The sequence below is a fragment of the Apibacter sp. B3706 genome (assembly GCF_011082725.1).
Lineage (GTDB): Bacteria > Bacteroidota > Bacteroidia > Flavobacteriales > Weeksellaceae > Apibacter.
In genome coordinates this window covers 1,976,048-1,990,337 of record NZ_CP049715.1, presented here as the reverse complement: position 1 = coordinate 1,990,337, position 14,290 = coordinate 1,976,048, and the positions used below count along the sequence as shown (strand labels likewise).

Genomic DNA, 14,290 nt, shown 5'->3' with positions numbered 1-14,290 from the left:
TTAATCATGAATAAATTAACCTCAATATTAGCTATTGCAACATCATTAGTAGGGGCTGATGCAATACAAGCACAATCGTCTCATAAAAACGATCAACAAAATCAGTTTACCTTAGTTTATGAAGGTGCGATCCAAAAAAATGAACCGGGAAAAGTAAATATACATCCGGTTACCTATAAATTACATGGAATTGAAATAGCGGCTAATGTTTATACTCCGGCCCATTACAATTCATCAAAAAAATATCCGGCTGTAGTTGTAGCCCATCCTAACGGGGGAGTGAAAGAACAAACTGCCGGACTTTATGCGCAAAAATTGGCAGAAGCAGGTTATATTACCATAGCTGCCGATGCTGCCTATCAAGGAGCCAGTGGGGGAGAGCCTCGTCATACGGATAATCCGGCCTATCGCACCGAAGATATTCATGGCATGGCAGACTACATTTCTCAATACCCCGGAGTTGACGCCAATCGTATCGGAGCTCTGGGAATTTGCGGGGGTGGTGGGTATACACTTAAGGCGGCTCAAACAGATAAAAGATTAAAAGCTATAGCCACTCTTAGTATGTTTAATTCGGGAGAAGTACGACGCAATGGATTCCAAAACTCACAAGTCAGTACGATTCAAGAACGTTTAAAACAAGCATCCGAGGCTCGAGCCCAAGAAGCATCCGGAGGAAAAATTTTGTATTCGGGAGTAGCTAGTGTTACGGATGAAGAGATTAATAAAACTTCTACGGATTTATATCGTGAAGGATATGTATATTATTATAGAACTCATGCACATCCCAATTCAACTTTTCTTTATACTACTAGTAGCCTTATGTATTTAATGGCGTGGGATGCAACCGATCAAATAGAATTACTTAATCAGCCATTAGTAATGATTGCAGGAAGTAAAGCAGATACCAAATACATGACCGAAGAAGCTTTTTCTAAGGCTATTAATGCAAAAAATAAGGAGTTATTCCAAATAGAAGGGGCAACTCATATACAAACCTATTGGAAGCCTGAATATGTATCTCAAGCAGTAAATAAATTAGTTGAATTTTATAAGAAAAATCTTTAAAAATTAGTGGATAAATCATCGAGTTTTTTTTAAAATTTAATAAACCATGAATCAAATTAGGAGCTCATTTTTTCAAGGAATACTTTTATGTACTTTATTATTAATTGCGTGTAGGAGTACCCAACAAAGTAATAGATTGGAAGCACGGGAAGTGTCGGCGATTTTTCCTAAAGGAACTAAGGTTTCCAATGAGCATTTTACAGGAAACGTATGGTTAACATATTTAGCTCCATCCGATAGCGTTTATAATGTTGTAATTGGTTCTGTAAGTTTTGAGCCGGGAGCAAGAACTCATTGGCATTATCACCCTGGAGGCCAAATATTATTGATAACTGAAGGGGAAGGATGGTATCAAGAAAAAGGTAAGCCCGTTGAAATTATTAAAAAAGGAGACGTAATAAAATGTACGCGTGATATTGAGCATTGGCATGGAGCTTCAAAAGATCAGTCCATGACACATGTTGCCATTGGAACTAATAGCAATTTAGGCGGGGCTGTGTGGCTTCATCCGGTTACCGATAAAGAATATTTTAGCGGGGATTTTTAATTTAAAAGGTAATATTTTATATTCTATTCCATTTTATCGATAATATATACTGCTGCTAGTTGTTAAAATATTCGAATAAATTAAATCCTATACAAAAAGAATATCATCAAGTTCAGGATAATAAATTTAAATTTTTCATTTTGCAGCCTAAATAAGGTAACAATTATATGCGTCGAATAATATTATTACATCTGTTTTCATAAAAAGATTTTAAAAAAGACAAAACGATCATATAGTAAAAAAATAGTAAACAATCATTATTATTAGTTATATATAAGGTAAAATATTATTTCAATCTTAAAAATAAAATTTTTTATAATCATAAAAACATCTGAAATATAAAATCTATATAAATGAAAAAATAAAGTTAAATTATAAATAATTGTCAGAATTGAAATAATATTTATAAAGATGAAAAACCAGAGACAAGTTTAACCGTTTAAATAAATATATAATCTCAATTTTTAATATAATTGTAATAGCAATTACAAAAATATATGGTAATATAATTTGCAATATATGTAAATATTATAAAATTATATGATAATTGTTTTTTAAAAATAATATATTTATCTAAATATAATATTATTCATTTTTGTTGTATTTTTAATTATCGAATAGTAAGAAAAATCGTATTTATACATAAGTAATTAACTAAAATCCATATCTCTTTACATATTTATTGAGATTTTTTAGATATGATTTATTTCATAAAAATATATTTTTTATCTGTAAATATATACTTGTAAAATAAATTTATGATGAATTATTTAAGCATTATAAGGAGTTTTAAGAAGATATTATAATTTATTAGAGATTCATAAATTTTAATTTTTAAAAATTTTATTATAAAAAAAATTATAATTACGGGATTCCTCAATTTAATGTTACAATAATAGAATATCTTTGCCTCGTACAAATTTTATAATATTATTAAGCACCTATTGTTATATGTAAACAACTAATTAGTGTAGTTAAAGCTCTCTTTTTTTTTAAAAAAGGGAGCTTTTAATTGATAATCCATTTAAAATTTAATCGATTAAATTTATATTCTCATTCTTTGTTTAAAGCTTTAAATTTATAGGCAAATAATTCCGTTTATAACACTTGAATAATTTTAAACATATGTTAATAACAGCCTCTTTTCTTTAAATTATAAATAGTTTTACAATATATTTAATTAGTTATATTTAAATATTAATAAATGTGTATAAATTGAATAAAAAAAATAAATTCTTATATCAAATAAATTTATATATAAAGTGCTTTATTTAATATAATACCTGTAATATATCTTAAAATTATTTAGAATCTTTATAAATATCTGTCAAAAAATTAAAACATCGTATATATTGATTTTAAAATTGTATATTTAAAAACCTAGCAGATAAATTTTCCTTTAAAAATACTTGTTTTATTAAAAGGCTGTCATTAAACAGCAATAGTAAAGTAAAATTTAAATGTTACATAAAATTAACAAAGCAAAAAATAAATTTACTATATGATTTTTGATTTAGATATGATAAAAGCGGTATATAATCGCTTTCAGTTAAAGGTTGGAATGGCGCGAAAAGTAGTGGGGAGGCCTCTGACATATTCTGAAAAAATATTATATTCACATTTGTTTGATGGAAATCCATCTGAAGCATATAAAAGAGGAGAATCTTATGTAGATTTTGCACCGGATAGAGTAGCTATGCAGGATGCTACTGCGCAAATGGCCTTATTACAATTTATGCAAGCCGGTAAGAAAAAGGTAGCGGTGCCTTCTACCGTTCATGCCGATCATTTAATTCAGGCCAGAGTTGGAGCCGATAAAGACTTGCAAGAGGCAATCAATAAAAATAATGAAGTATATAATTTTCTATCGTCTGTTTCCAACAAATACAATATAGGATTTTGGAAACCCGGAGCGGGAATTATACATCAGGTAATTCTTGAAAATTATGCATTTCCGGGAGGAATGATGATAGGAACTGATTCCCATACTCCGAATGCAGGTGGTTTAGGAATGGTTGCCATTGGAGTTGGAGGAGCTGATGCGGTCGACGTTATGGCGGGAATGTCTTGGGAATTAAAATTTCCAAAATTAATTGGAATTCATCTTAAAGGTAAACTCAATGGCTGGACTGCACCTAAAGATATCATATTGGAAGTAACAGGTCTTTTGACCGTAAAAGGAGGTACCGGATGTATCATAGAATACTTCGGAGAAGGAGCAGAATCATTATCGGCTACCGGAAAAGGAACTATTTGTAACATGGGAGCGGAAGTAGGAGCAACTACTTCAATATTTGCTTACGACGAAAATATGTCAAAGTATCTAAAAGCTACCGGACGTACTGAAGTTGCAGACATGGCAGATAAAATTAAAGAGGAACTTCGTTCCGATAAAGAAGTTTATGAGAACCCGGAAAAATATTATGACCAAGTTTTTGAAATTGATTTAACTTCTTTAGAGCCTCATCTCAATGGTCCATTTTCTCCGGATATAGCAACACCTATATCTCGAATTAAAGAAGTAGCTGAAAAAAATGGATGGCCTTTAAAAGTAGATGTCGGATTGATAGGTTCTTGTACCAATTCTTCTTATGAAGATATTTCAAGAGCAGCCTCGATAGCGAAACAAGCAGCAGATAAAAAGATTAGTCCTAAAGCAGAATATACCATAACACCGGGATCGGAATTGGTACGTTATACCGTAGAAAGAGACGGATATTTAGCTGTTTTCGATAAAATTGGAGGCAAAGTCTTTGCAAATGCATGTGGACCATGTATTGGACAATGGGCTAGAGAAGGGGCAGAAAAACAACAAAAGAATACTATTGTACATTCTTTCAATAGAAATTTTGCCAAAAGAGCAGATGGAAATCCTAATACATATGCATTTGTAGCTTCTCCGGAATTAGTTACTGCATTGGCTATTGCAGGAGATCTAAGTTTTGATCCTAGAAAAGATAAATTGATAAACGATCAAGGAGAAGAGGTTATGTTGGACGAACCGCAAGGATTTGAGCTTCCACCGAGAGGATTTGAAGTAGATGATCCGGGATATCAAAAACCTGCCGAAGATGGTTCCGAAATACAGGTTCAAGTTTCACCTACTTCAGAAAGATTACAGTTGTTAGAAAGCTTCCCTGCATGGGACGGTAAAAATATTACCGGAATGAGATTGCTGATTAAAGCTTATGGAAAATGTACTACAGACCATATTTCTATGGCCGGACCTTGGTTAAAATACAGAGGGCATTTAGACAATATTTCAAATAATACTTTGATTGGTGCTGTAAATGCTTTTAACATGGAAACTAATAAAGTTAAGAATGAAGATACAGGAGAATATATGGCTGTTCCTGATTCGGCAAGAAAATATAAAGCAGATGGAGTTCCTACTATAGTGGTAGGAGATTATAATTATGGAGAAGGATCATCAAGAGAACATGCTGCTATGCAGCCTCGTCATTTAGGAGTAAGAGCCGTTTTGGTTAAATCCTTTGCAAGAATACATGAAACAAATTTAAAAAAGCAGGGGATGTTAGCTTTAACTTTTGCTAACCCCGAAGATTACGATAAAATTCAGGAAGATGATCTATTTAATTTTTTAGATTTAGATCAATTTTCTCCCGGAAAACCTATTACTATTGAATTAGTTCATTCTGATGGAACTAGAGAAAATATCATAGCTAATCATACTTATAATAATGGACAAATCGAATGGTTTAAAGCAGGTTCAGCATTAAATTTAATTAAGAAAAATGAGGGTAAGATTTAATAAAAAATAAAAAAACAATCATAAAAAAACACCGGTTTATTCCGGTGTTTTTTTTTTTAATAATATAATGATTGATTACTGAAATTTTGTCATTTTTAAATAAACATTTAAACGTGTAAACAAGGTGTACGTATCATTATTAGTTAAACTTTTCTTTTAAAAATTGTCCGGTATAAGATTCTTTGCATTTAATAATTTCTTCAGGAGTACCTTGAAAGACAATATTTCCTCCGTTAATTCCGGCATCCGGTCCGATATCAACCAGATAATCTGCACATTTTATAATATCCGGATGATGTTCAATAACCATAACACTGTGGCCTTTCTCAATTAATGCATTAAATGATTTTAGTAATTTATTTATGTCATCAAAATGCAAGCCGGTACTTGGTTCATCAAAAATAAATAAGGTATTTTCGGAAGAATTACCTTTTACTAAAAATGAAGCTAATTTAATTCGTTGAGCTTCTCCTCCGGATAGTGTACCGGATGATTGTCCTAATTCCAAATAACCTAAGCCCACATCTTGTAAGGGTTGCAATTTAATTGCAATTTTATCCTGATTGTGTTCATTAAAAAAGGTTATGGCCTCGTCAATGGTCATTTCTAAGACGTCAGCAATATTTTTACCTTCATATTTTACTTCCAAAACATCTTGCTTAAATCTTTTGCCATGACAGGTTTCGCATTCTAATTCAATATCTGCCATAAACTGCATTTCAACAGTTATAAATCCTTCTCCTAAACAAGTTTCACAACGTCCGCCCTCTACATTGAATGAAAAATGTTTCGGTTTAAAATTGTTAAGCTTACTTAGTTTTTGCTTGGAAAATAAATCGCGTATATCGTCAAAAGCCTTAACATAGGTGGCCGGGTTGGATCGAGAAGATTTTCCAATTGGATTTTGGTCAATCAGTTCTAGATGTTTAATTTCCTTCCAATTTCCCTTTAATTCAGAAAAATTACCGGGCTTATCACCGTTTATTCCCAATTTTCTTTGTAATGCAGGAGTTAAGATATTTTTCATTAAAGTACTTTTACCTGAACCGCTTACTCCGGTTATAACCGTTAAGCAGTGTAAAGGTAATTTAACATTAATCCCTTTTAAATTATTTTGTCTGGCTCCTGTTATTTCAATAAATTCTTTAGTTTTTCTTCGAGTTTTAGGTATTTCAATTTTCTTTTCACCATTTAAATATTCGGCGGTTAATGTATGGGTTTGCATCATTTCCGAATAAGTGCCAGAAAATACGACATTTCCTCCCAGACTACCGGCTTTTGGTCCAATATCAACCAAATAATCGGCAGCTTTCATAATATCCTCATCATGTTCAACTACAACCACGGTATTTCCCAGATCTCTTAATTTTTCCAGAACAGTGATTAAGCGGTTGGTATCTCTTCCATGTAGTCCGATACTAGGTTCATCTAAAATATAAATAGATCCTACTAAACTGCTTCCTAATGAAGTTGCTAAATTAATTCGTTGAGATTCTCCGCCTGAGAGGGTATTAGAAGCTCGATTTAAAGTTAAATATCCCAAGCCAACGTCTAAAAGAAATTCAATTCTGCTATTAATTTCAAAAAGTAATCGTTTAGCAATTTTTTGTTGATATTCATTAAGCGTTAAATTTTTTATTATACCGTGTAACTGGTCAATAGGTAAATCAATCCAATCGTTAATCGAATATCCATTGATTTTAACGTAATTGGTTTCAGGTCGTAAACGTTTTCCTTTGCATTCTGGGCAAATAGTTTTGCCTCTATATCTGGAAAGCATAACCCTGTATTGAATTTTATACGTATTTTCTTCAACCATTTTGAAGAAATGGTTCAGGCTGGGAAAACTATGATCCCCTGTACCTTTCCATAAAATATCTTTTTGTTTATCTGTTAATTCAAAATACGGTTTGTGAATGGGAAAGTTGAGTTTAGATGATTTTTTAATAAAATCATCTTTCCATTCACTCATTTTTTCTCCTCTCCAAGCAACAACAGCATCTTCATAGATTGATAAATTTTTGTTAGGAATTACCAGGTCTTCATCAATACCTAAAATTTTTCCATATCCTTCACAAACCGGACAAGCTCCATAAGGATTATTAAAACTAAAAAAATGTATGGTAGGCTCCAAAAACTTAATTCCGTCCAGTTCAAATGCATTAGAAAAGGTTTTAATTTCTTGGGTGTCAACATTTTTAATGGAACAAGAGCCTTTGCCTTCGTAAAAAGCTATTTGAACACTATCAGCAAATCTTTGTAAGAATTCCTCATTATGTTCAACGGAAAAACGTTCAATAACTAAATTTATAGGGGTATTGCTATCCGGTACAAATCCAAAACTTTCCAAATCCTCAATAGTAGCAATATTTCCACCAACTTCCAACCTGACATATCCTTGGCCTTTCAAAGTATTTAAAAATACTTTAAAATCTTTATCTACTGTAGTAATCGGAGCAGATAAGATGTATTTACCACCTTCCGCTAAAGAGAGTATATAATCAATAACATCTGTAACCTCATCTTTTTTTACTTCTTGTCCTGATACGGGCGAATAGGTTTTACCTACACGAGAAAACAATAGTCTTAAATAATCATAAATTTCAGTAGAAGTTCCTACGGTTGATCTAGGGTTTCCTGAAATAACCTTTTGTTGAATGGCAATTGCCGGAGCAAGTCCCTTAATGTCATCTACTTGAGGTTTCTCTAATTTTCCTAAAAATTGCCGCGCATAAGAGCTTAAGCTTTCCACATATCGTCTTTGACCTTCTGCGTATAAGGTATCAAAAGCCAGGGTAGATTTTCCACTTCCGGATACACCTGTTATTATGGTTAATTTATTTTTGGGAATGGAAACATCTATATTTCTAAGATTATGAAGATGTGCATTTTTTATGAAAACCACATCTTGATCTGGATGTGTTTTAATTTTATTATTTGTTTTCAAAAGTTTGTATTTGATTAGCTAAATTGAAAAGTAACGCTATTTTACTATAAATATAGTATATACAAAGGTAGGGAAATAAATAATTTTTTAAAAATGTAATTAGTATCGTATTAATTATAAAAAAAAACCATCCACCGGATGGTTTTTTCATTTTTTGATAACAATTTATGGAATCTATTATTTTGACAAGTCAACTGTTTCGGATACAGGTGCAGTTTTCATTACTGTTCTTATACCGTTTTTAGCATCGGTTTCAGAATCAAAATAAGAACTGGTCCCTACTAATTGTCCGTTTCCGGATTTTAAACTAAACATCCATTTTTTATTGGAAGCTTGTTTCACTTCAAAACGATCTTCATTTTTGGAATTTCTTTTTACTGAACTGATTCCTTTTTGACAATTTGTTTTTTGTGTATATCCATCACTTTCAAGAATAATTTGACCATTTTTTTCTTTTAATCTAAAGAAAAAAGCTCCTTCTTTGTCTTTGAAAATTTCAAACATATTGTTATACTATTTAGTGTTAATATGGCATAAGGTAGGAAAAAATCATGCCATTATTTTATAAACAAAACTATTCTGTATTTTTTAACAATAGATAAAAAATGTGATAATTTCATAGGATAGGCTAAAATAAAGGATTGTAGCTTATTTTGAATAAAATTTATAATTTAAATTTTAACATTTTTTAAGATAATTTTTACAATGATGTACACAAAATTGTATACTGACATTTTTGCATTTTTCACCAGTTGCATGCAATTTTATATGATTTTAGTTTATCTTATATATACTTAATGGTTATATTTTTTCTTTGTAACTTTTGTGTGTATAAAAATATTGTTTTTTCTAAATTATGTTATACTGTTAAAAAGTTATTATAATTTATGTTATTAAATTCATTAAAAATATGTGTAATTAAATTTTTGATAAAAGAATTTTGTTTATAATTTGCTTTATATAAGGCATTTTATATAATAGAATATAAATGTTATTATGTTTAAATATCCTAATTATTAGTTAGATATACTGCCATTTAATGGTAACGAATTTTTAGAAACGAATTATATTTGTAAAGAATAATATAAAATAATGGAGATAACCCCTTTACTTGAAGATTATATAGAAAAAAACAGTACAGAAGAACCGACTTTATTAAAAGAATTAAGGAGAGAAACGTTTTTAAAAACGACACAACCACATATGTTGTCCGGTTTGTTGCAAGGAAGACTGTTAAGTATGATTTCGAAATTAATTTCTCCCCATTTAATTGTTGAAATAGGAACTTTTACCGGATATTCAACATTATGTTTAGCTGAAGGACTTTCAGAGTCCGGTAAAATAATAACAGTAGATAATAATCGCGAAACGGCATATATACCTAAAAAATACTTTTTAAAATCAGAATACTCCCAAAAAATTAATTTTATTTTGGATGATGCTATAAATGTTTTACAAGAAATTAATCAGGAAATTGATATGATTTTTCTGGATGCCGATAAAAAGAATTATAGTAAGTATGTTGAGATAGTTAAGCCAAAGTTGCGTTCAGGGGGAATAATAATAGCAGATAATATTTTATGGAAGGGAAAGGTAGTTCAAGATTTTAAAGACAAAAAAACGGAATGTATAAGGGAATTCAATTCTTTTATAAGATCGGATTCATCACTAGAAGTGCTAATTTTACCTATTAGAGATGGTATAAGTATTGTTAGAAAAAAATAAATTTGCATTTATGAGTAAATCTATTTGTCAGGTAAGTGTTGCCCCAGTACGAAAAGAACCGTCTGATTCTTCAGAAATGGTTACTCAATTGTTGTTTGGTGAGCTATGTGAGATTTTAGAAGTGAAACAACAATGGGTTAAAATTAAAATCTATTTTGATGGCTATGAAGGATGGGTAGATTATAAACAGGTTTCCATTCTCAGTGAGATAGAATTTGCTAATTTTTCTCAAGATCATTCATATATATCAGAGCCTTTCAGCCTATTAATTTTAAATAATCAACCTTTTCCGGTTACTATTGGTGCAGAGGTTCACGGTGCTATTGAAAATAGCGTTTTTAAATTAGCTCCCGATAAACATTTTTTTATTGATGAAACTTTGTTAAAAGGAAAACAAAAAAAAGATCAAATTTTAGAATTGGCTTTTAAATACATAAATACTCCCTATTTGTGGGGGGGGAAAACAACCTATGGTATTGATTGCAGTGGCTTGGTTCAAATGGTTTATAAATTAGCCGGGTATAAATTACCAAGAGATGCCGGTCAACAAGCATTAGAAGGGCAAGTATTAAGTTTTATAGAAGAAGCAGAACCGGGAGATCTTGCTTTTTTTGAAAATCAGGATGGAAAAATTATACATGTTGGGTTTATACTTCCTGATCAGAAAATTCTACATGCCCACGGAAAAGTACGCATTGACAATTTAGATTATACAGGAATTTTTAATTCAGATCTTAATAAACATACGCATCAGTTGCGTTTTATCAGAAGAATATTCTAAATGAAATTAAAATATTCAAAATATAAATTTGAAGTTGCACTGGATGAAGTAGGGAGGGGCTGTTTGGCAGGTCCTGTAGTTGCAGCAGCAGTCGTTTTTCCTGAAGACTTTTTTAATGAAGAAATCAATGATTCCAAACAGCTAAGTGAAAGGAAAAGAAAAGAATTAGATAGTATTATTAGACAAAATGCAATTGATTATGCAATTGCAGAAGTTTCCCCACAAAAAATTGATGAAATTAATATTTTAAATGCCAGCTTTTTAGCTATGCATTTAGCTGTGGATAAATTAAAAATTCAACCGGAATTTTTATTAGTTGATGGAAATAGGTTCCATAAATATAAAGAAATACCGCATTTTTGTGCTATAAAGGGTGATGCTAATTATATGAATATAGCTGCTGCATCTATCTTGGCTAAAAATCACAGAGATTTTTTAATGGATAAATTCCATGAAGAATTTCCTGATTATTTATGGAAAAAGAACAAGGGATACCCAACGACTGCTCATAGACAAGCAATAAAAAATTATGGAATTACTTATCTTCATAGAAAGACTTTTAAACTGTTAGACGAACAATTATCCTTAAATTTCTGAATTAGAAAATTATTAGCTAATTCCTGTGAATATATAATTAACATAAATGTTATATCTTTACGACTTATAAAATCAATGGGATAAAATAAAAGTGGGTTATTTAAGATTAATAAGGGTCAAGCAATGGCTAAAAAATGTTTTTGTATTTCTTCCTATATTTTTTGCAGGTAAAATATTAGATTTGAATTTATTGTTAAATTCAATAATCGCCTTTTTTTCGTTTTCATTTATAGCAAGTTCTATTTATATAATTAATGATTATACAGATATCGAAAAAGATAGGATGCATCCTGAAAAAAAAAATAGACCTCTAGCAGCCGGCAAGATACCAATTAATCATGCAATTATAGTATTTCTATTTCTAGTCATTGCATCCTATTTTTTTGGTTATTTTACTCATTCTTGGGGGGTAATTTTAATAATTTCTGTTTACTTTATAATGAATTTAGCTTATAGCTTTAATTTAAAACATATCGCCATTATTGATGTATCAATTATTGCTATAGGTTTTTTACTGAGAATTTATATGGGGGGATTTGCAACTAATTTACCCATATCAGTTTGGGCTGTATTAATTACATTTTTCTTGGCATTAGTAATGGCTCTTGGAAAAAGAAGAGGTGAATTAATTAACGTTCAATTGACAGGTCAAACTAGGAAAGCTTTAGACGGATATAATCTACAATTTATAGATATTGCAATTACGATGGTTTCTACCTCTTTTGTCGTTTGCTATATTATGTATACCTTAGACCCTGTAATAAAAATGAACTTCCATTATTACATTGTGTATACTTCTTTGTTTGCAGTAATTGGTATTCTAAGATATTTACAATTAACTTTTGTATATAATAAAACAGAATCTCCTACCAAGATGATTTACAGAGACCTATTTCTCCAAATAGACTTAGCAATTTGGATCGTGATGATTTTTATACTAAAATATTTAAATTAAAAAGATGAGTGAAATTGAAAATAAAATAAATATAACTAATTGGGGGAAATATCCGGTAGTTAAAACTAATTTTCATATAACATCTGACGTAAAAGAAATAGTAAATATAATAAAAAATAGTACTTCAATTATTGCAAGGGGAAACGGAAGGTCTTATGGCGATAATTCGTTAAACAGCGATCATATTTTATCTACTCTGCGATTAAATAAATTTTTATCCTTTGATAGAGAAAATGGTATTTTTGAATGTGAATCCGGAGTTATTTTGTCTGATATTCTTGATGTAATTGTTCCCGAAGGTTATTTTTTACCTGTAACTCCGGGTACTAAATTAATTACGGTTGGAGGAGCTATAGGATCTGATGTTCATGGAAAAAATAATCATTCAGAAGGTTGTTTTGGAGATTATTTGATTGATTTCAGAATAATCACCCAAGATGGAGAAATAAAAAAATGCTCCCGTGAGGAAAATTCCGATTTATTTTGGAATACCATTGGAGGTATGGGATTAACAGGTATAATCATTTCAGCTAAATTTACTTTAAAAAGAATACAGACGGCTTATATTAAACAAAAAGTTTTAAAGGCTGAAAACCTTGAGGAAATTTTTAAATTTTTCGAGGAATGTGAAAACTGGACGTATAGTGTAGCATGGATTGATTGCCTACAAAAAGGCAACCAAATGGGGAGATCAATATTAATGGTGGGAGAACATGCGAAGTTGTCTGAATTACCCACTCAATGGAAAGAAAATCCATTACAAACTAAGAAAAAATTAAATTTAAATGTTCCTTTTGATTTTCCGTCATTTGTGTTGAATACATGGTCTGTTAAGGCTTTTAATTTTTTATATTATTTGAAACAAAGAAAAAAAATCATAAGTAATGTAGTAGACTATGATACATTTTTCTACCCTTTAGATGCGATCAACAATTGGAACAGAATTTATGGTAAAAATGGGTTTATACAATATCAATTTATAATACCTAAAAAGGTTGGTAAAGAGGGAATGACGGAGATTTTAAAAACCATAGCAAAAAGTGGCCAAGGTTCATTCCTTGCAGTTTTAAAATTATATAAAAAAGGAAATATAAATGCTCATAATTCGTTTCCTATTGACGGATACAGTTTAGCATTGGATTTTAAAATCAATAAAAAATTACCATTTTTAGTTAAGGAATTAGATGAAATAGTGGAACATTATGGGGGAAGGATTTATTTAGCCAAAGATTCCATGTCCAAAAAATCACTTATAGACTATGTCAAAGTTCCTGAAACAGGTAAATTTGATTCCTTACAAAGAAAAAGAATTACCAATTATTTATCTTGATAATGGTGGATTATAAGAAAGTTAAATATTGGATTCTCATCATAATTACATTAATAAGTATTGCTTTATTACCTTTGTTTTTGCCTTTTGGTGGTATTACACCTGATTCATTGTCTTATTTTAAGATTGCAAAGGATATACCCAATGGTAAAAGTAATTTGTTTCCTATCGGATATCCAATAGTTTTAAGAATTGGATATTTTATTACAAATGAGTTTTATTTTAGTTCTCGAATTATTAGTTGCCTAAGTTTTGCTGTTATAATTAGCTTCTCATATTTTAAAAAATTTTATTTTAAGGAGACGGCTTTACTGGTTACTTTTAAATTTATTATTTCTCTCTATATTCTTTCTATTTCTGAAAGTATTTTCTTAACATTTTTTTATATTTTAATCTTTTATTTAAATAAATTTTTGACAGAAAACAAGTTAAAATTTAAAATTATTTATCCGGCAGTTATCTTAACTGTATTTTTAACTTTAGTACGATATACAGGCTTATATATTTTTATAGCAATAACAATATACTTTATATGTTATACAATTAAATATAATCTCTTCGATAAACT

General features: G+C 30.2%; 10 protein-coding genes. 8 read left to right on the top strand and 2 right to left on the bottom strand.

The window, feature by feature from the left end; translation table 11 throughout:
• Nucleotides 1–6 precede the first annotated feature (6 nt).
• From G8C41_RS08675 to G8C41_RS08665, 3 genes are all read left to right on the top strand, one after another.
• Nucleotides 7–1,068 (top strand): alpha/beta hydrolase, encoded by a 1,062-nt coding sequence (locus tag G8C41_RS08675; protein WP_166007300.1) that lies wholly within the window; start codon nt 7–9, stop codon nt 1,066–1,068.
• Nucleotides 1,069–1,114: 46 nt separating this feature from the next.
• Entirely contained in the window at nt 1,115–1,615 is a 501-nt protein-coding gene (locus tag G8C41_RS08670) for a cupin domain-containing protein (RefSeq protein WP_221411724.1), read from the top strand.
• A 1,501-nt stretch (nt 1,616–3,116) separates the two neighbouring features.
• Nucleotides 3,117–5,387, top strand: coding sequence for an aconitate hydratase (locus tag G8C41_RS08665; protein ID WP_166007297.1), 2,271 nt, complete (start codon nt 3,117–3,119; stop codon nt 5,385–5,387).
• A 139-nt stretch (nt 5,388–5,526) separates the two neighbouring features.
• Here the strand turns inward: G8C41_RS08665 and uvrA are convergent, their stop codons facing one another.
• Nucleotides 5,527–8,334 (bottom strand): excinuclease ABC subunit UvrA, encoded by a 2,808-nt coding sequence (gene uvrA / locus G8C41_RS08660; protein ID WP_255466934.1) that lies wholly within the window; start codon nt 8,332–8,334, stop codon nt 5,527–5,529.
• Nucleotides 8,335–8,511: 177 nt separating this feature from the next.
• A complete protein-coding gene (locus G8C41_RS08655; protein ID WP_105296398.1) occupies nt 8,512–8,838 on the bottom strand; it encodes a YegP family protein in 327 nt (108 codons plus the stop codon).
• 588 nt (nt 8,839–9,426) lie between these two features.
• Here G8C41_RS08655 and G8C41_RS08650 point away from each other — a divergent pair.
• The 5 genes from G8C41_RS08650 to G8C41_RS08630 all read left to right on the top strand — a co-directional run bounded on the left by G8C41_RS08650 (nt 9,427) and on the right by G8C41_RS08630 (nt 13,722).
• Entirely contained in the window at nt 9,427–10,059 is a 633-nt protein-coding gene (locus G8C41_RS08650) for an O-methyltransferase (RefSeq protein WP_166007295.1), read from the top strand.
• A 10-nt stretch (nt 10,060–10,069) separates the two neighbouring features.
• Nucleotides 10,070–10,840: a C40 family peptidase gene (locus tag G8C41_RS08645; RefSeq protein ID WP_160568654.1), complete on the top strand. Its 771-nt coding sequence runs from the start codon at nt 10,070–10,072 to the stop codon at nt 10,838–10,840.
• Nucleotides 10,841–11,437 carry a ribonuclease HII gene (locus G8C41_RS08640; protein WP_160568651.1) on the top strand — a complete coding sequence of 199 codons (597 nt, stop codon included), beginning with the start codon at nt 10,841–10,843 and terminating at the stop codon, nt 11,435–11,437.
• Nucleotides 11,438–11,528: 91 nt separating this feature from the next.
• Nucleotides 11,529–12,392, top strand: a complete 864-nt coding sequence (locus G8C41_RS08635) for a decaprenyl-phosphate phosphoribosyltransferase (RefSeq protein WP_166007293.1) — start codon at nt 11,529–11,531, stop codon at nt 12,390–12,392.
• Between the two features lie 4 nt (nt 12,393–12,396).
• On the top strand, nt 12,397–13,722 hold the full coding sequence (locus G8C41_RS08630; RefSeq protein ID WP_166007292.1) for an FAD-dependent oxidoreductase: 1,326 nt from the start codon (nt 12,397–12,399) through the stop codon (nt 13,720–13,722).
• The last annotated feature ends 568 nt before the right edge of the window (nt 13,723–14,290 follow it).